This is a genomic window from Streptomyces sp. TP-A0356, assembly GCF_001417775.1.
Lineage (GTDB): Bacteria > Actinomycetota > Actinomycetes > Streptomycetales > Streptomycetaceae > Streptomyces.
Genome location: NZ_BBZJ01000014.1, coordinates 149292 through 172943 on the forward strand (window position 1 = coordinate 149292; position 23652 = coordinate 172943).

At 72.2% G+C, this 23652-nt stretch carries 20 protein-coding genes and 1 pseudogene; 7 read left to right on the forward strand and 14 right to left on the reverse strand.

All coding sequences use genetic code 11. The annotated features are described in order from the left end of the window. Nucleotides 1-2: 2 nt before the first annotated feature. The 9 genes from ASC56_RS06710 to rsmI all read right to left on the reverse strand — a co-directional run bounded on the left by ASC56_RS06710 (nt 3) and on the right by rsmI (nt 11486). Complete coding sequence (locus ASC56_RS06710; protein ID WP_055490300.1) at nt 3-1733, reverse strand: PQQ-binding-like beta-propeller repeat protein; 1731 nt, start codon at nt 1731-1733, stop codon at nt 3-5. A gap of 258 nt (nt 1734-1991) precedes the next feature. Beyond that, nucleotides 1992-3797, reverse strand: coding sequence for an ABC-F family ATP-binding cassette domain-containing protein (locus ASC56_RS06715; protein WP_055490301.1), 1806 nt, complete (start codon nt 3795-3797; stop codon nt 1992-1994). Between the two features lie 125 nt (nt 3798-3922). Then, a complete protein-coding gene (locus ASC56_RS06720; protein ID WP_055490302.1) occupies nt 3923-5251 on the reverse strand; it encodes an acyltransferase in 1329 nt (442 codons plus the stop codon). Nucleotides 5252-5372: 121 nt separating this feature from the next. Beyond that, nucleotides 5373-6266 carry a 4-(cytidine 5'-diphospho)-2-C-methyl-D-erythritol kinase gene (locus tag ASC56_RS06725; RefSeq protein ID WP_055490303.1) on the reverse strand — a complete coding sequence of 298 codons (894 nt, stop codon included), beginning with the start codon at nt 6264-6266 and terminating at the stop codon, nt 5373-5375. Further along, nucleotides 6263-7225, reverse strand: coding sequence for a 16S rRNA (adenine(1518)-N(6)/adenine(1519)-N(6))-dimethyltransferase RsmA (rsmA, locus tag ASC56_RS06730; protein ID WP_079102333.1), 963 nt, complete (start codon nt 7223-7225; stop codon nt 6263-6265). The genes ASC56_RS06725 and rsmA overlap by 4 nt, the downstream gene beginning before the upstream one ends. 109 nt (nt 7226-7334) lie before the next feature. Continuing rightward, the gene (locus tag ASC56_RS06735; RefSeq protein WP_234376861.1) at nt 7335-8807 is read right to left on the reverse strand and encodes a resuscitation-promoting factor; all 1473 of its coding nucleotides are present in this window, start codon (nt 8805-8807) and stop codon (nt 7335-7337) included. 139 nt (nt 8808-8946) lie between these two features. Further along, nucleotides 8947-9828, reverse strand: coding sequence for a TatD family hydrolase (locus ASC56_RS06740; RefSeq protein ID WP_055490304.1), 882 nt, complete (start codon nt 9826-9828; stop codon nt 8947-8949). A gap of 61 nt (nt 9829-9889) precedes the next feature. Further along, a complete protein-coding gene (locus ASC56_RS06745; RefSeq protein WP_055490305.1) occupies nt 9890-10339 on the reverse strand; it encodes a hypothetical protein in 450 nt (149 codons plus the stop codon). Between the two features lie 283 nt (nt 10340-10622). Next, nucleotides 10623-11486 (reverse strand): 16S rRNA (cytidine(1402)-2'-O)-methyltransferase, encoded by an 864-nt coding sequence (rsmI, locus tag ASC56_RS06750; protein ID WP_055490306.1) that lies wholly within the window; start codon nt 11484-11486, stop codon nt 10623-10625. Nucleotides 11487-11548: 62 nt separating this feature from the next. Between rsmI and ASC56_RS06755 the strand changes: the two genes are divergently transcribed. From ASC56_RS06755 to ASC56_RS06785, 7 genes and pseudogenes are all read left to right on the forward strand, one after another. Next, entirely contained in the window at nt 11549-13288 is a 1740-nt protein-coding gene (locus ASC56_RS06755; RefSeq protein ID WP_055490307.1) for a dolichyl-phosphate-mannose--protein mannosyltransferase, read from the forward strand. Between the two features lie 155 nt (nt 13289-13443). Continuing rightward, nucleotides 13444-15067, forward strand: a pseudogene (locus ASC56_RS06760) (penicillin-binding transpeptidase domain-containing protein). A gap of 94 nt (nt 15068-15161) precedes the next feature. Further along, nucleotides 15162-16832 carry a penicillin-binding transpeptidase domain-containing protein gene (locus tag ASC56_RS06765; RefSeq protein ID WP_055490308.1) on the forward strand — a complete coding sequence of 557 codons (1671 nt, stop codon included), beginning with the start codon at nt 15162-15164 and terminating at the stop codon, nt 16830-16832. Nucleotides 16833-16902: 70 nt separating this feature from the next. Next, nucleotides 16903-17406 carry a YbaK/EbsC family protein gene (locus ASC56_RS06770; RefSeq protein WP_055490309.1) on the forward strand — a complete coding sequence of 168 codons (504 nt, stop codon included), beginning with the start codon at nt 16903-16905 and terminating at the stop codon, nt 17404-17406. A gap of 627 nt (nt 17407-18033) precedes the next feature. Then, entirely contained in the window at nt 18034-18924 is an 891-nt protein-coding gene (locus ASC56_RS06775) for an NAD(P)-dependent oxidoreductase (RefSeq protein WP_055490310.1), read from the forward strand. Nucleotides 18925-19005: 81 nt separating this feature from the next. Further along, nucleotides 19006-19428 (forward strand): PPOX class F420-dependent oxidoreductase, encoded by a 423-nt coding sequence (locus ASC56_RS06780; protein WP_055490311.1) that lies wholly within the window; start codon nt 19006-19008, stop codon nt 19426-19428. A 71-nt stretch (nt 19429-19499) separates the two neighbouring features. Then, entirely contained in the window at nt 19500-19775 is a 276-nt protein-coding gene (locus ASC56_RS06785) for a DUF1876 domain-containing protein (RefSeq protein WP_055490632.1), read from the forward strand. Nucleotides 19776-19842: 67 nt separating this feature from the next. On the opposite strand, the gene ASC56_RS06790 is transcribed toward ASC56_RS06785, so the two are convergent. The 5 genes from ASC56_RS06790 to cbiQ form a co-directional block, all read right to left on the reverse strand. Beyond that, the gene (locus tag ASC56_RS06790) at nt 19843-21000 is read right to left on the reverse strand and encodes a serine hydrolase domain-containing protein (protein ID WP_055490312.1); all 1158 of its coding nucleotides are present in this window, start codon (nt 20998-21000) and stop codon (nt 19843-19845) included. A gap of 79 nt (nt 21001-21079) precedes the next feature. Further along, nucleotides 21080-21526, reverse strand: coding sequence for an organic hydroperoxide resistance protein (locus ASC56_RS06795; protein WP_055490313.1), 447 nt, complete (start codon nt 21524-21526; stop codon nt 21080-21082). Nucleotides 21527-21653: 127 nt separating this feature from the next. Then, the gene (locus ASC56_RS06800; RefSeq protein ID WP_055490314.1) at nt 21654-22115 is read right to left on the reverse strand and encodes a MarR family winged helix-turn-helix transcriptional regulator; all 462 of its coding nucleotides are present in this window, start codon (nt 22113-22115) and stop codon (nt 21654-21656) included. 10 nt (nt 22116-22125) lie between these two features. Next, a complete protein-coding gene (locus ASC56_RS06805; RefSeq protein WP_055490315.1) occupies nt 22126-22914 on the reverse strand; it encodes an energy-coupling factor ABC transporter ATP-binding protein in 789 nt (262 codons plus the stop codon). Then, a complete protein-coding gene (gene cbiQ / locus ASC56_RS06810) occupies nt 22890-23651 on the reverse strand; it encodes a cobalt ECF transporter T component CbiQ (protein WP_055490316.1) in 762 nt (253 codons plus the stop codon). Before cbiQ ends, ASC56_RS06805 begins: the two co-directional genes overlap by 25 nt. Between the last annotated feature and the right edge of the window lies 1 nt (nt 23652).

Below are 23652 nucleotides of genomic sequence, written 5' to 3' on the forward strand. Positions count from 1 at the left end.
GGTCACTTGCCGTAGGCCAGCATCAGCTTCTCCTTCGACTGCTTGCTGCCCGTCAGCCGGGTCGTGGAGATGTAGAAACGCCCGTCCACGTAGGCGATGGCCTTGGAGAAGAAGCCGCTCTCGATCTGCGCCGCACCCGAGGGGTTCTGCAGCAGCCCGGTCACGCCGTGGCTGCTGCCGCCCGTCGCGATGGACACGATCCGGCCGCCCCCGCCGTACGACGGCTCGACGTACGCGATCAGGTTGGTGCCGTCCGCCTTCAGCGGCAGCATCGACCGGTCCGCCGGGGACTTCACCCGCCACTTCTCCTTGCCGGTGTCGAGGCTGATCGCGACGATCGCGTTCGGTCCGCTCTTCGCCTCGGTCGGCAGGTACAGGGTGTTGGCGTCGGCCACCGTGCCCGTGCAGCCCTGCAGGTCACGGTCGAGGATGGCCCAGGGGCACTCGGGCGCGAAGGACTCCTTGGAGTGGACGTCCGAGCGGGGAGTGCCGTCGTTCTTGAACGTGGAGATGGCCGCCGACTTCTTGTCATCGTTGGTGAGGTACAGGACGAGCGGGTCGACGGAGAAGGTACGCGCGACCCTCCATCCCTTGGGGATCGTCCTCGTCCACCTGGCCTTGCCGGTCGCGGGGTCGAGCTCCTGCACCTCGTCGTGTTCGTCGGAGCCGCCGGCGCCGCAGGAGGCGACGGAGATCAGCTTGGCGCCGCCCGCGAACGCGCTCGGGAAGCAGGCCTCGCCGTACCGCTGCTTGTCCCACAGCTTCCTGCCGCTGGTGACGTCGTACGCCGTGCCGGACTGTGAGCGGCCCACGAGCAGGGTCTTGCCGGAGAGGGTGAGGCTGACGGTCAGCGTGCTGTCGAACAGGGCGCCGTCGGCGACCTGCCCGCTCCAGCCCTTCTTGCCGGAGTCGAGGTCGATCTCCTGCAGCTGGTTGCACTTGGCGTTGTCACTGACGCCGCTCATGTAGGCCACCATGACCTTGTCGTCGGCCGTCTTCTGCCGGGTGACCGCGCAGATCTTCTGCGGGAAGGAGACGGGGCTCCAGGTGGGGTTGCCATCGCCGACGTTGTAGGCGAAGACCTGCTTGTACGCGGCCTTCACCGCCGTCCTGCCGGTGATCCACATGCCGGCGGCGTCGGCGCCTGAACCCGGCACGTCGGGTGCCTCCTTGTACCAGAGGACCTTGTCCTCACCCGCCTTGCGGCCCGCGTTGAGGTTCTGGGGGTCCTGGCCGCCGTTGCCGCTGCCGTCGCCCGGGTTGACCGGGGTGGAGGCCGTCGCGGACGGCGCGGCGCTCTGGCTCTTGTCCGCGACGGGCTTCTTGTCCCCGCCGTTGCCGCTGACCGCGTACACGGTGCCGCCTATGACGAGCAGCGCGGCGACGGCGGCGCCGACGGCCAGCGCCGGCTTGCCCTTGAAGGGGTTCTTGGAACCACCGCCGGAGGGCGGGGTGGGGGCGCCGGGGAACTGGGGCGGCTGCTGCGGGTAGCCGTAGCCGGGCTGGGGGGCCGCGTAGGGGCCGGGCTGCTGGGCGTACGGGCCGGGCTGGGTGTACGGGCCGGGCTGGCCGTAGGGGCCCTGCTGCTGGTACGGGCCCGGCTGCGGCTGGGGATAGCCGTACCCGGGCTGCGGCGGGGCCGGGGGCTGAGCCGGTGGCGGAGGTGTGGCCTGCCGCGGGTCCTGCGGTGCTCCGAAGCCGCCCTGCGGCGGCTGGTTGGGCGGCTGAGTCATCAGCGCATTCCCCCCTGTAACTGATGTGTCCCCACGCCCGTGGTGCTCGGTTTCCGCCACGCCGGTGGTCCTCAGACTGTTCTCAGACGGCCCTTTCTATCACTGCGTCGACTTCGAACACGGGGCCGGTGCTCCCCCTGTTCCCAAGGGAGGACCGGCCCGTGATGCCCTCGTTACGCGTGGCGGATCAGGGGGGGAATCCCCCAGGTGGAACCAACACGCTCCCTTCACGCCGCGCGCACGCCGTCCACCGAACTCCTAGACGTCCTCGGCCAGTTCGAGCCAGCGCAGCTCCAGCTCCTCGCGCTCACCGGCCAGTTCGCGCAGCTCCGCGTCCAGTTCGGCCACCTTCGCGAAGTCCGTCGCGTGCGTGGCGATGTGGTCGTGCAGCTTGGTCTCCCGCTCGGAGATCCTGTCCAACTGCCTCTCGATGCGCTGGAGTTCCTTCTTGGCGGCGCGGGCGTCGGCGGCGGAGACGGCGGGCTTCCCGGCCACGGGCGCCGGGGCCGCGGCGGCCGCGGCGGCCTCCTCCATGCGGTGGCGCCGTTCCAGGTACTCGTCGATGCCGCGGGGCAGCATCCGCAGCGTGGCGTCGCCGAGGAGGGCGTACACCCGGTCGGTCGTCCGCTCGACGAAGAACCGGTCGTGGGAGATCACGATCATCGAACCGGGCCAGCCGTCGAGGACGTCCTCCAGCTGCGTGAGGGTCTCGATGTCCAGGTCGTTGGTGGGCTCGTCGAGGAAGAGGACGTTGGGCTCGTCCATGAGGAGGCGCAGAAGCTGCAGCCGTCGCCGCTCACCACCGGACAGGTCCCCCACCGGGGTCCACTGCTTCTCCTTGTTGAAGCCGAAGGTCTCGCACAGCTGACCGGCGGTCATCTCGCGCCCCTTGCCGAGGTCGACGCGTTCACGGACCCGCTGCACGGCCTCCAGGACCCGCCAGGTGGGGTCGAGTTCGGCGACCTCCTGCGAGAGATAGGCGAGCTTGACGGTCTTGCCCACGGCGATCCGGCCCCCGGCGGGCTGCTCCTCCCCCTCGCTGCGCGCGGCGTCGGCCATGGCGCGCAGCAGGGAGGTCTTGCCGGCGCCGTTCACACCGACGAGGCCGATACGGTCGCCGGGGCCGAGCTGCCAGGTGACGTGCTTGAGGAGCACCTTGGGTCCGGCCTGGACGGTGACGTCCTCGAGGTCGAAGACGGTCTTGCCCAGTCGGGAGCCGGCGAACCTCATCAGCTCGCTGCTGTCCCGGGGCGGCGGCACGTCCTTGATCAGTTCGTTGGCGGCCTCGACGCGGAAGCGGGGCTTGGAGGTGCGGGCGGGCGCGCCGCGCCGCAGCCAGGCCAGCTCCTTCCTGACGAGGTTCTGGCGCTTGACCTCCTCGGTGGCGGCGATGCGCTCGCGCTCGGCGCGGGCGAAGACGTAGTCGGAGTAGCCGCCTTCGTACTCGTGGATCGTGCCCCGCTGCACGTCCCACATCCGGGTGCACACCTGGTCCAGGAACCACCGGTCGTGCGTGACGCAGACGAGGGCGGAGCGGCGTTCGCGCAGATGCTGCGCCAGCCAGGCGATGCCCTCGACGTCGAGGTGGTTGGTGGGCTCGTCGAGGACGATCAGGTCCTGCTCGGCGATGAGCAGCTTGGCCAGCGCGATCCGGCGCCGCTCGCCGCCGGACAGCGGCCCGATCACGGTGTCGAGCCCCTTGGGGAAGCCGGGCAGGTCCAGCCCGCCGAACAGCCCGGTCAGCACGTCCCGGATCTTGGCGTTGCCCGCCCACTCGTGGTCGGCCATGTCCCGGATGACCTCGTGGCGCACGGTGGCGGCCGGGTCGAGGGAGTCGTGCTGGGTGAGCACGCCGATGTGCAGCCCGCCGGAGTGGGTGACCCGTCCGGAGTCGGCCTCTTCCAGCTTGGCGAGCATCCGGATCAGGGTGGTCTTGCCGTCGCCGTTGCGCCCGACGACCCCGATCCGGTCCCCTTCGGACACGCCGAGCGAGACGCCGTCGAGCAGGGTACGGGTGCCGTACACCTTGCTGACGTTCTCGACATTGACCAGATTGACGGCCATTTCACTCCTGCGCACGGTGGACGGTCAGCCTCCCAGCGTAATGCGCGCGGAGAGGGGGCCTGGTCGGCGGTCGGTCGCCGGTGCGCGGGCGCCCCGCGACGGTCGTACAGATGGACGCCTTCCGGTCAGGCGGCGCCGCCCCGCCCCCGCCCGGCCCGCTCGACCAGCAGCCAGCCCGCGAGCGTCATCGCCACGGCCACGGGAGCGGTGACACGGACGGCTATCAGCAGCGCCGTACGCCCTTCCAGGAGCCCGCCGAAGCCGACCGTCGACAGCCCCAGCACCCCGAAGAGACACAGGGTGACGCCGAGCGCGGCGGCGGGTCCCGCCCAGGCGCGCGGCGCACTCGGCTCCCGCACCACCGAGGGTTTCTCGAAGCTGCGGAAGACGGCCACCAGGACCGCGGTGAGCGTCGCGGCGGCCACGATCCGCAATGGTACCTGTATCCACCACGTACCTGACCCGGGCTCCGGCAGCCGGGCGCCCGCGGCCAGCAGCACCCCGTAGACGCCGAGCATCGCCGTGAGGTGCCACAGGAAGGCGGTCATGGAGACGCCGTTGGCCGCGACGACCGCCCGCCACACGCGCGGGCGCCGCAGCCATCGAGTGGCGGGCGCGCGCAGCAGTTCGACCGCACCGACCAGCCACAGCCCGTGGCACAGCAGCGCGAGCGTGGGCGGCGCCATGTTGGAGACCTTCTCGCCGGGCATCCCCACCATCGACAGGGGATACGGCCCGTACGCGACCAGCAGCGCGGCCCCCACGAGTCCGGCGCCGGCGAAGAGGTACGGCCGGGCGAGCCGCCCGTCCGCGCGCAGGAACCCGAGCTGGTGGATCGCGAGCCAGACGAAGGCGAAGGCGAGGTACTCGACGTAGGGGACGCCGAAGCCGAAGCGGAGCAGGTCGACGGCCGCCGCCGCGGCGACGAGACCGCCGAAGGCGCCCCAGCCCCATCGGTCGTGGAGCCTGAGCAGCGGCGGGGTGAAGGCGACCATGGCGAGGTAGATGCCGACGAACCACAGGGGCTGCGCGACCAGGCGCAGACTGATGTCGAGCAAGCCGCCCCCGCGTCCGGCCAGTTGGAGGCCGAGTGCCGCGGCGCCCCACACCCCGATGAAGACGGCGGTCGGCCGCAGCAGCCGCTGGAGCCGGGCGCGCAGGAAGAGGGAGTAGGCCCTGGGGGTTCTGCGGCCGAGCGAGCGACAGGAGAGGGCGTGCGAGAAGCCGCCGACGAAGAAGAACACCGGCATCACCTGGAACACCCAGGTGAGGAGCTGGAGCCGGGGCTGGAGGGCGAGCAGGTTCCCGACCTGGACTCGGCCGTCCGCCCCCGTGGACACGGCCGCCATCAGCCAGTGCCCGAGCACGACGGTCCCGAGCGAGGCCACCCGCAGCAGATCGACGAAGCGGTCACGGGAGTCGGGGGTGGCGGCGGCGAGGTCGCTGGGTCTCATGGGGGTACGGTCGCGCGGACACCGGGTGCCGGGTCAGCGCGCCCGTACTCAAGTTCGGTCTGAGTACATCGAACCGCGGGTATCCGTGCCGTCCCCGCGGCAGGACCGCCCCGCAGCCGCGTCAGACCACCGTCGCCCCCTGCGCCGGTGACACGGCCACCCTCGCCGTCCGGCAGGTACCCGACGCCACCAGTGCCTCCGCGATCCTCTCCGCGTCGGCGGTGTCCCTCGCCAGGAACGCCGTCGTCGGCCCCGACCCCGACACCAGCCCCGCCATCGCCCCGGCGGCCCGCCCGGCGGCCAGCGTCCGCGCCAGTTCGGGGAACAGCGACAGCGCGGCCGGCTGCAGGTCGTTGGAGACCGCCGCCGCGAGCGCCCCGGCATCCCCCTTCACCAGCGCGTCGAGCAGATCCTGCGAGGCGACGGGCTCGGGAACGCGCACCCCTTCGTTGAGCCGGTCGAACTCCCGGAACACGGAGGGGGTCGACAGCCCCCGCCCGGCCATCGCGAACACCCAGTGGAAGGTCCCCCCGACCTCCAGCGCCGTGAGCCTCTCGCCCCGCCCGGTGCCCAGCGCCGCCCCGCCCACCAGGCTGAACGGCACATCGCTGCCCAACTCGGCGCAGATGGCGAGGAGTTCCTCGCGTGAGGCCCGTGTTCCCCACAGCGCGTCGCATGCCACCAGGGCCCCCGCCCCGTCCGCGCTGCCGCCCGCCATACCGCCGGCGACCGGGATGTCCTTGGCGATGTGGAGGTGCACGGCCGCCTCGAGCCCGCGGCGCTCGGCGAGCGCCAGCGCCGCCCGCGCGGCCAGGTTCGTACGGTCGAGCGGCACCTGCGCGGCGTCCGGTCCCGAGCAGGTGACGCGCAGCTCGTCGGCCGGGGTCGCCGTGATCTCGTCGTACAGGCCGACGGCCAGGAAGACGTTCGCCAGGTCGTGGAAGCCGTCGGGCCGGGCGCCGCCCACGGCGAGCTGCACATTGACCTTGGCCGGGACGCGTACGGTCACGCTCACTGCTGGGCCCGCTCCTCGTTCTCGGTGCCACGGTCATCGGCGCCGCGGCCATCGGCGCCACGGCCATCGGCGCCACGGCTGTCAGCGACTCGGTTCTCGGCGACTCGGTTCTCGGCGATGCGGGCGAACTCCTCGACCGTCAGTGCCTCGCCGCGCGCCTGCGGCGAGACACCCGCGGCGACGAGCGCGGCCTCCGCCGCGGCGGCCGATCCGGCCCACCCGGCGAGCGCGGCCCGCAGCGTCTTGCGCCGCTGTGCGAACGCCGCGTCCACGACCGCGAAGACCTCGGCCTTCGACGCGGCGGTCTTGACCGGCTCGGCCCGCCGGACCAGCGAGACGAGCCCACTGTCGACGTTGGGCGCGGGCCAGAAGACGTTGCGTCCGATGGCTCCGGCGCGCCTGACCTCGGCGTACCAGTTGGCCTTCACCGACGGCACCCCGTACACCTTCGACCCGGGCGCGGCGGCGAGCCGGTCCGCGACCTCGGACTGCACCATCACCAGCGTCCGCTCGATGCTGGGGAAGGTGGCGAGCATGTGGAGGAGGACGGGCACGGCGACGTTGTACGGCAGATTCGCGACGAGCGCGGTGGGCGCGGGCCCCGGCAGCTCCCGGACGTGCAGGGCGTCGGAGTGCACCAGCGCGAACCGCTCGGCACGCTCGGGCATCCGCGCGGTGATGGTCGTCGGCAGCGCCGCCGCCAGGACGTCGTCGATCTCGACGGCGGTGACGCGCTCGGCGACCTCGAGGAGCGCCAGCGTCAGCGACCCGAGCCCGGGTCCCACCTCCACGACGACGTCGTCGGGCCGTACGTCGGCGGTGCGCACGATGCGCCGCACGGTGTTGGCGTCGATGACGAAGTTCTGGCCGCGCTGTTTGGTGGGGCGTACGCCGAGGGCCGCCGCCAGCTCGCGGACGTCGGCGGGGCCCAGGAGGGCGTCGGGGGTGGGGCTGCTCACGGACCAAGGGTACGGGGCGGCCCGGGACGGTCGCGCAGGTGTGACCGCGGGCGGGGCCCGGGCCTCCGCTCGTCTTCGGGGCAGCGGCGGCGGCCTCGCGTCCCTTCGCTCACCGGTACAACCGCTTCCCGCAGTGCGGCCAGGGGCTGGTCCCCTGGCGCGCGAACAGCTTCTTCGCGCGGTACGTCTGCTCCTCGGCCGGGGCGTCCTGCGGCCGGCCGGAGCCGCCGAGGCTGTGCCAGGTGCGCCGGTCGAACTGGTAGAGGCCCCCGTACATGCCCGACCGGTCCACCGCGTTCGGCCGGCCGCCGGACTCGCAGGCCGCGAGCCCGTGCCAGTTCAGCCCGTCCGCACCGGCCATCGAGTCCGGATGCGGCTTGGTGCCCACCCTCACCAGCTGGGTCTGCGGCTTGCGCACCACCTCGTCGTCGAGCCGCCTCGGCTTCTGTCTGACCCCGTTGACGGTGCGCAGGGCGTAGGTCACCCGGCGCATGCCCGGCTGCCCGGCGCGCGCCACGACCTCGGTGCCCTTCAGCAGGGTCGGGTCGTGGGTGCGCCGCACGTCGAACGGGATCGGCTCCTCGCGGACCTCCTCGGATCCGGTCACCCTCAGCACGGTCACCGTCTGTCCGTCGCGCGGGAAGCTGCCGGGGGCCACGGACATCATGTCCTGCCCGCGAAGGGTGACCCCGGCCTGCTCGACGGCCTCGCCGACGGTCGCCGCGTTGGTACGGATCGTGCGCGCCCGCCCGTCCGCCAGCACCGTCACCGTGCGCTCGGTGCGGACGTCCAGCGCGAGCCCTTCGCGGCCGATGCGCCGGGAGCGCGATGTGGAGAGGTACGCGCCCTCGGGACGCACCCCGAGCTGCCGGAGTGCGCCGTCGACGGTGTGCGCGGTCGTCCAGACCTGGCGCCGCTGCCCGTCGAGGGTGAGGCGCAGGGGGCGTCCGTAGTGCACCGCGACCTCGTCCCCGCTGGCCAGCGGCGTCCCGAGCGAAGGCGCAACCATGTCGTGCTCCCCTACCCTCACACCCTCCTGGGCGAGCAGCTGACCCACGTCGTCGGCGAAGGTGTGCAGGGTCCGCGGCGTGCCGTCCACGGTCAGCTCGACAGCCTTGTCCTTGGCGACGAACGCGGTGGTGCCGCCGGCGAGGAAGGCGACGACCAGCGCCTGGGGGATGAGACGGAACACGGAGTGGGCGCGCGCGCCGCCCTTCCCGCGCCGCGCGGCGTGCCGGCCGTGCGCGCGCCCTCCGGTGCGCGGGGCGCCGTCCGCCTGCCCGACGAGCCGTGGCGCCGCCGTCGCCCGGGCGCGCGCCTCGTACGCGGGCCGGTAGGTGTCGGCGTACTCCTGGCGGTAATTGTCCGGATAGGGCTGGCGGTACTTGTCCGGATAGGGCTGACGGTGCGTGTCCGGATAGGCCGGATGGGGCCGACGGTACGTGCCGGTATACGCCTGACGGGACGTGTTCGGGTACGCCTGACGGGACGTGTTCGGGTACGCCTGCCCGTACCGCTCGCGGTCCCCGAACGCCGGGGTCGGGCCGTACGCCCCGTACGGCGGGTACTGCCGGTTGCTCACGACGACACGCTCCAGAGAGGGTCCGGGACGGGCGACCAGAACCTAACGGCTGGCCGTCACTCTCCCAAGCAACGCCGTCACGCGGTGTCGCGACACGGTCCCGCGCGGGGAGGCCGGACACCCCGGGGATCGTTATCGGTCAGTAATCGAAGGCGCGTGCCGTGTTCTCCGCGAGCGCCGCCGCCAGCACGTCCTCCTCGACCCCCTTCACCGCGGCCATCGCGCGGACCGTGACCGGAACGAGGTAGGGCGCGTTGGGCCGCCCGCGGTACGGCGCGGGCGTCAGGAACGGCGCGTCGGTCTCCACCAGGACCAGACCGAGGGGCGCCACGGCGAGCGCGTCGCGCAGCGGCTGCGCGTTCTTGAAGGTCACGTTGCCGGCGAACGACATGAAGTACCCGGCCCGCGCGCAGACCTCGGCCATCGCCGCGTCGCCCGAGTAGCAGTGGAAGACCGTCCGCTCCGGCGCGCCCTCCTCCTTCAGGATCCGCAGTACGTCGGCGTGCGCATCGCGGTCGTGGATCACCAGCGCCTTGCCGTGCCGCTTGGCGATCTCGACATGGGCGCGGAAGGACCGCTCCTGGGCGGCCTTGCCCTCCGGCCCGGTGCGGAAGTAGTCCAGCCCGGTCTCGCCGACGCCCTTGACGTGCGGAAGGGCGGCCAACCGGTCGATCTCGGCCAGCGCCTCGTCCAGCGCGGTGTCACCGCCCGGCTCGCGGGCGCCCTGCCGCGACCAGCCGTCGGGGTCGCCGTGGACGATGCGCGGGGCCTCGTTCGGGTGCAGCGCCACGGCCGCGTGCACTGAGTCGTACGCCGCGGCCGTCTCGGCGGCCCAGCGGGAGCCGTTCACGTCGCAGCCGACCTGCACGACCGTGGTCACGCCGACCGACGCGGCCTTGACGAGGGCCTCCTCCACCGTGCCGGACTGCATGTCGAGATGGGTGTGCGAGTCCGCGACGGACACGAGCAGGGGCTCGGGAAGCGGCGGCGGCGCGTTCTTGTCGGACGCTTGGGAGGGCATGCCCCGATCCTACGAAAGGGGCCTGCCGCCCCTCTGCCGCCCCTCGTACGAGAGGACCCCGTCACTCCGCCTTGCGGTGGTGGAAGGGGTGGAGCAGATCCGAGAGGTGCCAGTGGTGCTCCCCGGACCCCCGCGTCGGCGTCCGCGGCTCGTCGAGGCCCTCCCCGACGGCCCGCCCGACGGGGTGGTGCTGGCGGTGCAGGGAGTTCTGCGCGGAGGAGACCTGGCCGGGGCGCATGATGCGCACCACGTGGCTGTCGCAGTTCAGGCAGGTGGGCCGACTCAGCGGCGACGGGACGACGCTGCCGCCCGCCACGTACACGACGAACTCGCGGCCGTCCCCGTCGAGGTGGTGCTCTATCTCGTACGACTGCTCCCATCCGTGCCCGCACCGCATGCAGGCGAAGGAATAGGACTCGTGTATGACGGCGGTCGCCGCACCTCGATCGGTCTGCCCGGTGACCTGACCCGCCGTCGCCATCCGGCCGGTCCGCCCTGCGATCTCACTCATGCCAGCTCCTCTTGTCCGCTGGACAAGCGCCCCGGTGGGGCGGGGTTCCCCCTGAACCCGCGGGGGCCCACTGTGGGCGAGGGACGGGGACGTCCCTTCACCCAGTGGACGCCCGCACCAGGGCGAACGCAGCTATGTCTGTCGAGTGTTGGAGGCGATTTGGACTCTGCTTGCCAAATCCACCCGATCGCACCGGGTCGGCTTTGCCTTCCGCGACAGCGCTTTGCCCACCCATGGGGCGCCCGCTCATGGGAGATGCGCCCTGCTCAGAGGGGTTGCGGCGTCACCCGGCCAGGTCGGCGTTCTTCGCGGCCACCACGGCGTCGAAGACCTCCCGCTTCGGCAGGCCCGCCTCCGCGGCGACCGCCGCGATCGCCTCCTTGCGCCGCTCCCCCGCCTCCTCGCGCACCCGCACCCGGCGCACCAGCTCGGCCGCGTCCAGCTCCCCGGCGGGCCTCTCCCCGGCCCCCTCCACGACCACGGTGATCTCCCCGCGGACACCCTCGGCGGCCCACCGCGCCAGCTCGCCCAGCGGACCGCGCCTGACCTCCTCGTAGGTCTTGGTCAGCTCACGGCAGACGGCGGCCCGCCGGTGCTCCCCGAACGCCTCGGCCATGGCGGCAAGGGTGGCCCCCAGCCGATGCGGGGCCTCGAAGTAGACGAGCGTGCGCCGCTCCTCGGCGACCTCACGCAGCCGTGACAGCCGTTCACCCGCCTTGCGCGGCAGGAAGCCCTCGAAGCAGAACCGGTCGACGGGCAGCCCGGACAGCGCGAGCGCGGTGAGCACGGCCGACGGCCCGGGCACCGCGGTGACCCGCACGTCCTTCTCGACGGCGGCGGCGACGAGCCGGTAGCCGGGGTCGGACACGGACGGCATCCCGGCGTCCGTCACGAGCAGCACCCGCGCCCCGCCCACCAGCGCCTCGACCAGCTCCGGCGTCCGGGCGGACTCGTTTCCCTCGAAGTACGACACGACACGCCCGGCCGGCTGCACGCCCAGCGCCTGGGTGAGCCGGCGCAGCCGACGCGTGTCCTCGGCGGCGATCACGTCGGCGGTGGCCAGCTCCTGCGCGAGCCGTGGCGGGGCGTCCTCGATGTCCCCGATGGGGGTACCGGCGAGGACCAGGGTTCCGGGCGTCACTGTCACGTTTCCATCCTCGCAGGCGCCGTACACGGGACTCCCACAGACGTGTTCCCTACGATGGCGCGGTGACCAGTACCGCGTCCTCCACGGACACCCGGCAGAGCCAGGCGACCGAAGACCCAAGGCCGTCCTGGCAGCAGCGGCTGCGCCGATTCGGATACACGGCGCGTGCGACCAGCGACGTCCGCGACCGGCTGGTGCCGCCGTACACCGAGCCCGGTCCGCGTCTGTGGGCGGCGTTCGGCCTGCACCAGGAGGTCGCCGACCGCGTCACACGCTGGTCGGCGTGGGGCGGCCCGCTGCTCGTGACGCTCATGGCGGGGCTGATGCGGTTCTGGAACCTGGGCAGCCCCAGGGCGGTGATATTCGACGAGACGTACTACGCCAAGGACGCCTGGGCGCTGATCCACAACGGGTACGAGTCGAACTGGGCCAAGGACGCCAACGACCTGATCCTCCAGCACCACGGGCACGTGCCGATCCCGACGGACGCCGCGTACGTGGTGCACCCACCGGTGGGCAAGTACGTCATCGGGCTCGGCGAGCTGATCTTCGGCTTCAACCCGCTCGGCTGGCGCTTCATGACGGCGCTCCTCGGCACGCTGGCGGTACTGCTGCTGTGCCGCATCGGCCGCCGTCTGTTCCGCTCGACGTTCCTGGGCTGCCTGGCCGGGGCGCTGCTGGCGGTGGACGGGCTGCAGTTCGTGATGAGCCGCACCTCGCTGCTGGACGGCGTCCTGGAGTTCTTCGTGCTGGCGGCCTTCGGCTGTCTGCTGATCGACCGGGACAAGGCCCGCGCCAGACTGGCGGCGGCCCTGCCCGCCGACGCGGACGGCCGCGTCCGCCCCGAGGCGCACACGGCGGAGACGACACGCTTCGGATGGCGGCCGTGGCGCTGGGCGGCGGGCCTGATGCTCGGCCTCGCCATCGGCACCAAGTGGAACGGTCTCTACATCCTCGCGGCCTTCTGCGTCATGGCCCTCCTGTGGGACGTGGGCGCGCGCCGGGTCGCCGGCGCCCGCCGCCCGTACACGACGGTCCTCAAGCGCGACACGGGCATCACGTTCCTGGCCACGGTGCCGGTCGCGCTGGTCGTGTACCTCGTCTCCTGGACCGGCTGGATCCTCTCGCCCGCCAACGGCTCCGGCGGCTACTTCCGCAACTGGGCGGCCGCCGACGGCAGGGGCGGCAGCTGGACCTTCCTGCCCGACTGGCTGCGCAGCCTGTGGCACTACGAGCACGAGGTCTACAAGTTCCACGTGGGCCTGTCGTCCCCGCACACGTACCAGTCGAACCCGTGGAGCTGGATCGTGGTGGGCCGCCCGGTCTCGTACTTCTACGAGTCCCCCTCCCCCGGCCAGTCCGGCTGCCCCGCGTACGCGAGCGAGAAGTGCGCCCGCGAGGTCCTGGCGATCGGCACGCCGCTGCTGTGGTGGGCGGCCTGCTTCGCGATCCTGTACATCCTGTGGCGGTGGGCGTTCCGCCGCGACTGGCGGGCGGGCGCGATCGCCTGCGGCATCGCGGCCGGCTATCTGCCCTGGTTCATGTACCAGGAGCGCACGATCTTCTACTTCTACGCGGTCGTGTTCGTCCCGTTCCTGTGCCTGGCGGTGGCGATGATGATCGGCGCCGTCCTCGGCCCGCCCGGTTCGAGCGAACGCCGCCGGATCGTGGGGGCGGCGGGCGCGGGCGTCCTGGTCCTGCTGATCGCCTGGAACTTCATCTACTTCTGGCCCCTGTACACGGGCACCACGATCCCGATCAACTCGTGGCGCGCGCGGATGTGGCTGGACACCTGGGTCTAGCTGGGGGACGGCGCGAGAAGGTCCGACGACCCGACCTCGGCCAGGCCGTCCGGGCGCCATCTTCTGATCACTCTTCGGACAACAATCGAACACAGAGGTCCCACCCTTCCCGGGCTCGCATAGAGTCCGACGCCTACGGGGAGGGGCGACGCGTCATGCGCAGAGGGTTGAAGGCCACCATGGTGGGCGGGGTGTTGGCGGCGATGGTCGGGGGAGCCGGGTACGGGGCGTACAACATCCTGACGGCGCTCCACGACAGTTCGGGAGGCGGCACCGGTGCCGCCTCCGTGAAGACCGGCCCGCCGTCCGCGGGCGAGGTCGAGGACGTGAGCGCCAAGTTCCTCGCCGCCTGGGCGAAGGGCGACGCGGCCACCGCGGCCTCGTACACCAACAACGCCGCCGACGCACGGCAGTTGCTCACGGCGTACGGCACGAGCGCGCACATCACCAGGACGGACCTCACGCCGGGCGCGCGCAGCGGCGACTCGGTGCCGTTCTCCGTGCGGGCGACGGTGTCCTACGGCGGGACGTCCAAGATCCTCGCCTACGAGAGCAGGCTGGCGGTCGTGCGCGGGGTGACCACCGGGCGCGCGCTGGTCGACTGGCAGCCGTCCGTCGTCCATCCCGCCCTGCAGAAGGGCGACACGCTCGTCACCGGTGAGGCCACCGCTTCGCCGATCGAGGCGGTGGACCGGCACGGCGTGGTGGGAGGAATACCCGTCCCTGGGCCCGGTCCTGGACGCGTTGCGCGCCAAGTACGGTGACGTGGCGGGCGGAGCGCCGGACGTCGAGCTGTCCGTCCAGCGGGCCGGCGGCAACGCCCCCGCCAAGACCCTGCTGACCCTCGCCAAGGGCAGGCCCGGCAAGCTGCGCACCACGCTCAGCGCCCCGGTGCAGGCGGCGGCCGAGCGGGCCGTGGAACACTACGCCGAGTCGTCGGTGGTGGCGGTGAAGCCGAGCACGGGCGAGGTGCTCGCCGTCGCCAACCACCGCGGGGACGGCTTCAACGCGGCCTTCGAGGGGCGTCTCGCGCCGGGCTCCACGATGAAGATCATCACGTCGGCGATGCTCATCGACAACGGTGTCACCACGATGAACGGTCCGGCACCCTGTCCGTCCTCGGCCGTGTGGCAGAGCCAGACCTTCACCAACCTCAAGGACATGGCGCCCGACGACAACGCCACCCTGGCCAACAGCTTCATGCGCTCGTGCAACACCGCCTTCGTGAAGCTGATCGACGAGAAGCCGCTCACCGACGGCTCGCTCACGGCCGAGGCCCAGGAGCGGTTCGGTCTCGGGCGGAACGACTGGAAGACGGGCATCGTGTCCTTCGACGGCAGCGTTCCCGCCTCCACCGGCCCGGACCGCGCGGCCAATGCCATCGGCCAGGGCCAGGTCCAGATGAGCCCCCTGAACATGGCGTCGGTCACCGCGACCGCGATCACGGGTACCTTCCGGCAGCCCTATCTGGTCTCGCCGAAGCTGGACGGCCGCCGGCCGGCCACGGCCAAGGGCCTGCCCTCGGGCACGGTCGCCCAGCTGAAGGCGATGATGCGGCTGACCGCGACCCGGGGCACCGCCTCGGGCGTGATGGCCGGGCTCAGCGGCGACATCGGTGCGAAGACCGGGTCGGCCGAGGTCGACGGGCAGACGAAGTCCAACAGCTGGTTCACCGGCTACCGGGGTGACATCGCGGCGGCGGCCATGGCCCAGGAGGGCGGGCACGGTGGCGTCGCGGCGGGTCCGATCGTCGCAGCTCTGCTACGAACCGATGGCTGAAGTCATCCCTGTCACTGCGGGACCCTAGGGTGGTTGTTCTCGTTGGGGAGCGTGAGGGCACGGGGAAACCAGGGGACTGCGGAGGGTCGGAGCTGTGGGCAAGAGAAGGCGCGCCACCGAGCGCAAGAAGGGTGGGCCGCTGGTCATCGGCGGGCTGATCGCCGTCGTCGGCGTGGGCGGAGCCGTCGCAGGCTACAGCCTGACGAGCGGTGGCGCGGCGGCCGACGACGGTAAGAGCGTCAGGGCCGGCCACAAGGCCGTGAAGACGGGCCCGCCGTCCGCGTCCGAGGTGCGCACCACGGCCACGGCGTTCCTCACGGCCTGGCAGCGGGGCGACATCACGAAGGCGGCGGCCGCCACGGACGACTCGGCGGCCGCGACACAGGCCCTGACGGGCTACGTCAAGGACGCGCACATCACCGGTGTGACGCTGACGAGCGGCAGTCCGTCGGGAACCTCGGTCCCGTTCTCCGTCAAGGCGACGGTGTCGTACCGGGGCAAGAGCAAGCCGCTGGCGTACGAGACGAGGCTCACGGTGGTGCGCCGCGCCAAGGACGGTGTCCCGCTGGTGCGTTGGCAGCCGTCGGTGGTGCACCCGGACCTGACCGACGGGGACCGCCTGGTGACGGGCGAGGCGGGCACACCGCCCGTCAAGGCCCTGGACCGCGACGGCGGCGAGCTCACGACGGCCAAGTACCAGTCACTGGGCACGGTCCTGGACGGCGTGCGCGAGAAGTACGGCAAGACGGCCGGCGGCAAGGCGGGCATCGAGCTGCGGATCGTGCGCAAGGCGGCGACGAAGGGCACCCAGAAGACGCCGGACAAGACGCTGGTGACGCTGAGCGAGGGCACGCCGGGCACGCTGAGGACGACACTGAGCCCGACGCTCCAGGCGAAGGCCGAGCAGCAGGTGGGGACCAAGGCCAAGGCGTCCGTGGTCGTCATGCGCCCGTCGACGGGCGAGATCCTGGCGGTGGCCAACTCCGACCACGGCTTCAACGTCGCCTTCGAGGGCTCCCTCGCCCCCGGCTCGACGATGAAGATCGTCACCTCGACGCTGCTGTTCGAGAAGGACCTGGCGAAGGCCGACAAGGCGCACCCCTGCCCCAAGTTCGTGACGTACGGCGGCTGGAAGTTCCAGAACGACAACAAGTTCGAGATCAAGAACGGCACGTTCAAGTCGAGCTTCGCGGCGTCCTGCAACACGGCCTTCATCAGCCAGGCGGACAAGCTGCAGAACGACGACCTCACCAAGGTCGCCCAGCAGGTCTACGGCCTGAGCATGAACGACTGGGCGATCGGCGTCCCGTCCTTCGACGGCGCGGTCCCGGTACAGAGCGCGGCCCAGATGGCGGCCTCGCTGATCGGCCAGGGCGGCGTGCGGATGAACCCGCTGAACATGGCCTCGGTGGTCTCGACGGCGAAGACCGGCGTCTTCCACCAGCCGTATCTGGTCTCCCCCTCGGTGGACAACCGCACGCTGGCCAAGGCGACCCACACGATGTCGGCGTCGACGCAGGCCCAGCTGAAGGAGGTCCTCCAGTACACGGCCGCGGCGGGCACGGCCGCCAAGGCGATGGCGGGCCTGGGCCCGGACTACGGCGCGAAGACGGGCTCGGCGGAGGTCGACGGCCAGAAGCAGCCCAACGGCTGGTTCACGGCCTGGAAGGGCGATCTGGCCGCCGCGGGCGTGGTCCAGGCGGGCGGGCACGGCGGCGACTCGGCGGGGCCGATCGTGGCGGCGCTGCTGCGGGCGGGCGGCTGAGGCACCCATACGGGCGGGTGCCCCGAAACCTCGTCGCAAGCGCCGTACACCCAGCGCTAGCGTGGCGTCCATGACGACCACCGCCGAAGACTCCGGAGCCCATCCGCGTTTCACCGCGGCCCTGGAGGAGCTGGGGCTCGGTGAACTCCGCGCCCGCATCCGCCGCTTCCCCGACGCGACCCGGACCGCTGCCGAGGCGGCCGCCGCGATCGGATGCGAACTGAGCCAGATCTGCAAGTCGTTGATCTTCACAGCCGACCGGGAGCCGGTTCTGGTGCTCATGGACGGGGCCTCGCGGGTGGACGTGGAACGCGTCCGGGAGGAGCTCGGCGCCGAGAACGTGTCCCGGGCCAAGGCCGACGTCGTGCGCGAGACCACCGGGTACGCGATCGGTGGCGTCCCGCCCTTCGGGCACCGCACGAGGACGCGCGTGCTCGCCGACCGCTCGCTGCTGGACCACGACACGGTGTGGGCCGCGGCCGGCACCCCGCACACCGTGTTCCCGATGGAGCCGAAGACGCTGATCGCCCATGCGGGCGGCATCCTGGTGGACGTGCGCGAGCAGTCCGCGTGACACCGGCCGTCACCGCGGCGGTGCTGCCGGCCGCCGTCACTCGTGGGGGCTGCGCGGACACCGGCCGAACCGGGCGGCGATCGGCGCCGCGCTCGCGACGGCGCTGACGATCGCACACGGTGGTGGACGGCTGGGCGTACGGGCGCCGGGGCCCCCTTCGGGTACATCGCGTGGCTCATGGCCGCCCGAGGTGTCCTGTTCCCCTGTAGGCGCCGTACCGGTGGCGCGGCGAACTCACGGGCGCCCTCAGGCCGTTCCCGGCGCCCGGGCCGTTGGGGCGCGGCCCTCCGTCCGTGGCGGCGTACACCCCGGTCCTGCGGATTCGAGGAGCGGTCCGGTCTGCCGCGGATCGCCGCGGCCGGGCTGCCGGTGGCCGGGACGGGCCCGATGCTGCACGCCGCTCAGGGGGTGCCCCGGGGACCCGGTTCCGGCGGGGTCCGCGCCCGTGGCCGGGGGCATTCCCGAGTGGCGGAAGCGGGCACGGCGACCGACGATGCCCGAGAGGAAGGCACACGCCCCCGTACGGGGCCCGGCTCGACGGGCTTGTCCGTGCCGCCACCGGGAAGGCTCGCGCCTGAGCAGCCTGGCAGGCACCGTAATCACCCCATGCATCAGGAAGTTGAGGTCATGACCGACAAGCTCACCGTGAGCGTCCTGGGAACCGGGATCATGGGGGCCGCGATGGCCCGTAACCTCGCCCGCGCCGGACACACCGTCCGCGTCTGGAACCGCACCCGCGCCAAGGCCGAGCCGCTGGCCGCCGACGGCGCGCACGTCACCGACACGCCCGCAGAGGCCGTGCGGGGTGCCGACGTCGTCCTGACCATGCTGTACGACGGCAAGGCGGTCGCGGAGGTCATGCGGGAGGCCGTCCCGGCCCTGCGCAGCGGGCTCGTGTGGGCGCAGTCGACCACCGTGGGGATCGAGGCCGTCGGCGACCTGGCCGCCTTCGCCCACGAACACGGCCTGGTCTTCTACGACGCCCCGGTGCTCGGCACCCGCCAGCCCGCGGAGGCCGGGCAGCTGACCGTCATCGCGGCGGGCCCGGCCGAGGGCCGGGGCACGGTGACGCCCGTGTTCGACGCGGTCGGCTCCCGAACGGTGTGGACCGGCGAGGACGGGGCGGCGGGCAGCGCCACCCGGCTCAAGCTGGTGGCCAACAGCTGGGTCCTGGCGGTCACGGCCGCGGCCGGCGAGATCCTGGCCCTGGCGCGGGCCCTGGACGTCGACCCGGAGAAGTTCTTCGACCTCATCGCCGGGGGCCCGCTGGACATGGGCTATCTGCGGGCGAAGGTCGACCTCCTCCTGAACGACGAGCTGTCCCCGCCCAGTTTCGCGGTGGTGACCGCGGAGAAGGACGCCCGTCTGATCGTCGAGGCCGGGGAGAAGCACGGCGTCCGGCTCGACGTGGCCGCAGCCGCCGCCGAGCGCCTCCGCCGCGCGGCGGCCCAGGGGCACGCCCACGAGGACATGGCCGCCGCGTACTTCGCCAGCTTCGACGAAGAGTCCCGTTCCTGACGCGAAGAGTCCCGTTCCTGACGAGGAAGAGTCCCGTTCCCGACGAGAAGAGCCCCGTTCCCGACGCAGAGGAGTGTCCCCGTGTCCAAGCCGCCGCTGCCCCCCGAGGCGGTCGAACTGCTGCGCCGCCCCAACCCGGCCGTGATCGCCACCCTGCGTGCGGACGGCGCGCCCATCACCACCCCCACCTGGTACCTGTGGGAGGAGGACGGCCGGGTGCTTGTCAACATGGACGAGGGCCGGGTCCGCCTCGGGCATGTGCGCCGCGACCCGCGCGTGAGCCTCACCGTCCTCGACAAGGACGACTGGTACACGCACATCACCCTCATCGGCCGGGTCACCGAGATCCGCGAGGACGAGGACCGGAGCGACATCGACCGCCTCTCCGAGCAATACATCGGCAAGCCCTACCCGGACCGGGTGCGCGACCGTGTCAGCGCCTGGATCACGGTCGACCGGTGGCACGGCTGGGGAGAGTTGAAGGACAGCGACCAGCCGGGGTGAGCCGTGTCCGCGCCGTGCGTCGCGGGGCGATGAGGAGCACCCTGGAATCAGCGGTTCCGGAGGTGATCGTCATGATGCACACCACAGTCGGATGGCATGTGGAGCTCGAATTCCAGGAGGACGACGAACGGACGCGGGCGGCGGCGCTCGTACGGCTTCCCGACGGGAACGAGGTCAGGTCCCACGGGTACGCCAGCCGCCACCGCTCCGACGCGAATCAGCCCCGTGTCGGGGAGGAGATCGCGGGGGCGCGTGCGCTCAACGACCTGGCGATGCAGTTGCTGACGAAGGCGCACGAGGAGATCGACGAGGCGTCGGGGAGAACGTCGCGCCCGCTGACGCACTGAGTGCGTCCCATCGATGCCCGTACACCTCCAGGCGTACGGGCATCACCGCGTACGGGCATCACCGCGGCTACGCGAGTGACGTACGCACCGCCCGCACCAGCGCCTGGGCCCGCGGGTCCGCCGTCACGCTCTTGCGGAAGCCGTTGGTGACATAGCCGAAGGCGATGCCCGAGTCGGGGTCGGCGAAGCCGAGGGCACCGCCGCGGCCCGGGTGCCCGAAGGAGCCGGGGCCGAGCAGCGGGGACGCGCTGCCGTGGAGCATGTAACCGAGTCCGAAGCGGGTGGAGACCACCAGCACCCGGTCGGGTCCGGCCGAGGCCTCCCCGCGAGCGCCCTCCAGCGTCCGCGGCGCGAACAGGCGAACGCCGTCCACCTCGCCGGTCAGGGCCGCGTAGAAGCGTGCCAGGCCCTCGGCCGTCGCGATGCCGTTCGACGCGGGGAGGACCGCCGCGCGGTAGGCGGGGTCGTTCTCGTCGGGCAGCGGGGTGATCGCGGCGAAGGCGCGGCGGGTCAGGCTGCCGGGGTCCGCGTACGCGTCGGCCACCGCGCGCTTGGGCCGGGCGCGCAGGGCGCCGTCCTGCGCCGGCACCTCGACGGGGCCGACCCGGCCCACCCGGTGCGCCTCCGCCTGCGGCAGGCCCACCCACAGGTCCAGGCCCAGCGGACCGGAGATCTCGGCCGCGATCCACTCGCCGATCGAACGCCCCGTGGCCCGGCGCACCAGCTCGCCCGTCAGCCAGCTGTACGTCTGCGCGTGGTAGCCGTGGTCCATGCCGGGCTCCCATGCGGGGGCCTGCGCGGCCAGCACGGTGGCGGCGAGCTCCGGGTCGGCGGCCTCGGCGGGCGTGAGCGGGCGGTCGAGCACCGGGACGCCGGCCCGGTGCGCGAGCACGTGCCGCACCAGCGTGCGCTCCTTGCCCTGCGCCTTGAACTCGGGCCAGTAGTGGCCGACCGGCGCGTCCAGGTCCAACTCCCCGCGCTCGGCGAGCGTCAGCAGGACGGCCGCTGCGACCCCCTTGGTCGCCGAGCGCATGATCTGCGCGGTGCCCCGCTGCCAGGGCGCCGCGCCGTCGGCGTCCCGCGTCCCGCCCCACAGGTCCACGATCTTGCGCCCGTCTCGGTAGACGACGACCGCCGCCCCGCGCTCCCCCAGCGTCTCGAAGTTCCGTATGAACGCTTCTTTGACCGGCTCGAAGCCCTCGGCCACAACGCCGTTCACGTCCACGTCCGCACTCCTCTTCCGACCACCTGCGACGGTGGTGCAACACGTCCGCAGTGCCCCCGATTCCTGTGGCCGAGCACAGCTAGCCCAGCACGATCGTCACATCGATGTTCCCGCGCGTGGCGTTCGAGTACGGGCAGACCTCGTGGGCCTCGTCCACGAGCTTCGCCGCGAGGTCCTGGTCGAGCACCGGCAGCGAGACGCTCAGGGCGACCGCGAGGCCGTAGCCGCGATGCTTGTTGGGCCCGATCCCGACCTTCGCCGCGACCGTGGAGCCGGTCAGGTCGTAGCCCGCTCGGTTGCCGACCAGGATCAGCGCGTTGTGGAAGCAGGAGCTGTAGCCGGCCGCGAACAACTGCTCGGGGTTGGTGCCGTCGCCGTCGCCGCCCAGCTCGGGCGGCATCGCGACCTTCAGGCCGATGTGGCCGTCCTGGCTGGTGACATACCCCTCCCGGCCGCCGTGCGCGGTGGCCTCGGCGACGTACATGATCTTCGTCGGACGGGTGTCGACAGCGGCACCTTCGCTCACGTCAGGACCTCCACCAGAACATACGCAACGGCAGGCAATACAAATGTGTGCCAGTACATCGTGCACAAGGTACCGACCGGTAGGTGCTGATTGGGCCACCAGGGGCGAAACCGTGGGTGACCGAAGATCAGCGGGTGCGGTCCGCCGCCGTCTCCGCCTTCTCCGCCAGCCGCCACAGCTCCTCGCGCAGCCGGGCCACCTCGTCGGCGCCCAGCCCGGTAGCCGTCAGCAGCGCCTGCGGCACGTGCAGCGCGCGCTCCCGCAGCCGCTCGCCCCGCCCGGTGACCGCGACGAGCACCGAACGCTCGTCGCGCGCCGAGCGCTCACGCCGTACCAGACCGGCCGCCTCCAGCCGCTTGAGCAGCGGGGAGACCGTGCCGTAGTCCAGCCGCAGGGCCTCGGCCAGCTCCTTGACCGTGGTCTCGCCCCGCTCCCAGAGGACCAGCAGGACGAGGTACTGCGGATAGGTCAGCCCGAGTTCGTCGAGGAGCGGTCGGTACGCGGCCGTCACCGCGCGCTGGGCCGCGTACAGCGCGAAGCACAGCTGCTCGTCCAGCAGCAGCGACGCGGTGTCCTCTTCGTGGGTCACGCGCCCATTGTCACGGACGGCCCGCGGCCGAGGGAACGGTTCGGGGATCGAAGCCGAACGGCAGCTCCAGCCGGTGCGCGCGCATCAGCGCGTCGTCGGCCAGCAGTTCGCCCGTCTTCCCGTCCGCCGCGATGACGCCCTCGCTGAGGATCAGCGAGCGCGGACACAGCTCCAGGGCGTACGGCAGGTCGTGCGTGACCATGAGGACCGTGACGTCCAGCGACCGCAGGATGTCGGCGAGTTCACGCCGTGAGGCGGGGTCGAGGTTCGACGACGGCTCGTCCAGGACGAGGATCTCCGGCTCCATGGCCAGGACGGTCGCCACCGCCACCCGGCGGCGCTGCCCGAAGGAGAGGTGGTGCGGCGGGCGGTCCTTGAAGTCCGCCATGCCGACCTGTTCGAGGGCCCCGTCGACGCGGGCCTCCAGTTCCGCGCCCTTCAGTCCGGCCGTCGCGGGCCCGAAGGCCACGTCCTCACGGACGGTCGGCATGAAGAGCTGGTCGTCCGGGTCCTGGAAGACGATGCCGACCCTGCGGCGGATCTCGGCCATGTGCTTGCTGCCGACGGGCAGCCCGGCCACGGTGACGGACCCGGCACCACCGGTCAGGATGCCGTTGAGGTGCAGCACCAGCGTGGTCTTCCCGGCGCCGTTCGGCCCGAGCAGCGCGACCCGCTCACCGCGCGCGATGGTGAAGTCGACGCCGAACAGGGCCTGATGCCCGTCGGGATAGGCGAAGGCCAGTCCGGCCACTTCCAGCGAGGCTGTCGAAGGTGTCACAGGGTCCATCCCAGCAGGCATACGACGAGGGCGGCGAGGGGCAGGGCGAGGGCGTACGACCACTGCGCGCGGGAGGCGGTCACCTCGTCGATGACCGGCATGGAGCCGGCATACCCCCGGCTGACCATGGCCAGGTGCACACGCTCACCGCGCTCGTAGGAGCGGATGAAGAGGGCGCCCGCCGACTTCGCGAGCACGCCCCAGTGGCGGATGCCGCGGGCCTGGAAGCCGCGTGACTCCCGCGCGATGCGCATCCGCCGCATCTCGTCGGTGACGACGTCGCCGTAACGGATCATGAAGGAGGCGATCTGCACGAGGAGGGGCGGCAGCCTGAGCCGCTGCAGCCCGAGGAGCAGCTCGCGCAGCTCCGTGGTGGCGGCGAGCAGCACGGAGGCGGCGACCCCGAGGGTGCCCTTGGCGAGGACGTTCCAGGCGCCCCACAGCCCGCCGACGCTCAGCGACAGTCCGAGGACGTCGACGCGCTCGCCCTCCGCCACGAAGGGCATCAGCACGGCGAAGGCGACGAACGGGATCTCGATCAGCAGCCGCCGGAGCAGGAAGGCGGCGGGCACGCGGGCCACATGGGCGACGAGGCCGAGGAGCACGGCGTAGAGGCCGAACGCCCAGATGGCCTCGCGCGGCGTGGACACCACCACCACGACGAAGGCGAAGGCGGCGGCGAGCTTGGTGTGCGGCGGCAGGGCGTGCACGGGCGAGCGCCCGTGCCGGTAGAGCCTGTGTGCGTGACCCGCCCCCATC

Coding starts and splice junctions, on each gene's coding strand:
- ASC56_RS06785 (WP_055490632.1), top strand. CDS start 19,500: ATGATGCACACCACAGTCGGATGGCATGTGGAGCTCGAATTCCAGGAG.
- ASC56_RS06805 (WP_055490315.1), bottom strand. CDS start 22,914: ATGCCTGCTGGGATGGACCCTGTGACACCTTCGACAGCCTCGCTGGAA.
- ASC56_RS06740 (WP_055490304.1), bottom strand. CDS start 9,828: ATGCCCTCCCAAGCGTCCGACAAGAACGCGCCGCCGCCGCTTCCCGAG.
- ASC56_RS06775 (WP_055490310.1), top strand. CDS start 18,034: ATGACCGACAAGCTCACCGTGAGCGTCCTGGGAACCGGGATCATGGGG.
- ASC56_RS06720 (WP_055490302.1), bottom strand. CDS start 5,251: ATGAGACCCAGCGACCTCGCCGCCGCCACCCCCGACTCCCGTGACCGC.
- cbiQ (WP_055490316.1), bottom strand. CDS start 23,651: ATGGGGGCGGGTCACGCACACAGGCTCTACCGGCACGGGCGCTCGCCC.
- ASC56_RS06770 (WP_055490309.1), top strand. CDS start 16,903: ATGACGACCACCGCCGAAGACTCCGGAGCCCATCCGCGTTTCACCGCG.
- ASC56_RS06745 (WP_055490305.1), bottom strand. CDS start 10,339: ATGAGTGAGATCGCAGGGCGGACCGGCCGGATGGCGACGGCGGGTCAG.
- ASC56_RS06715 (WP_055490301.1), bottom strand. CDS start 3,797: ATGGCCGTCAATCTGGTCAATGTCGAGAACGTCAGCAAGGTGTACGGC.
- ASC56_RS06710 (WP_055490300.1), bottom strand. CDS start 1,733: ATGACTCAGCCGCCCAACCAGCCGCCGCAGGGCGGCTTCGGAGCACCG.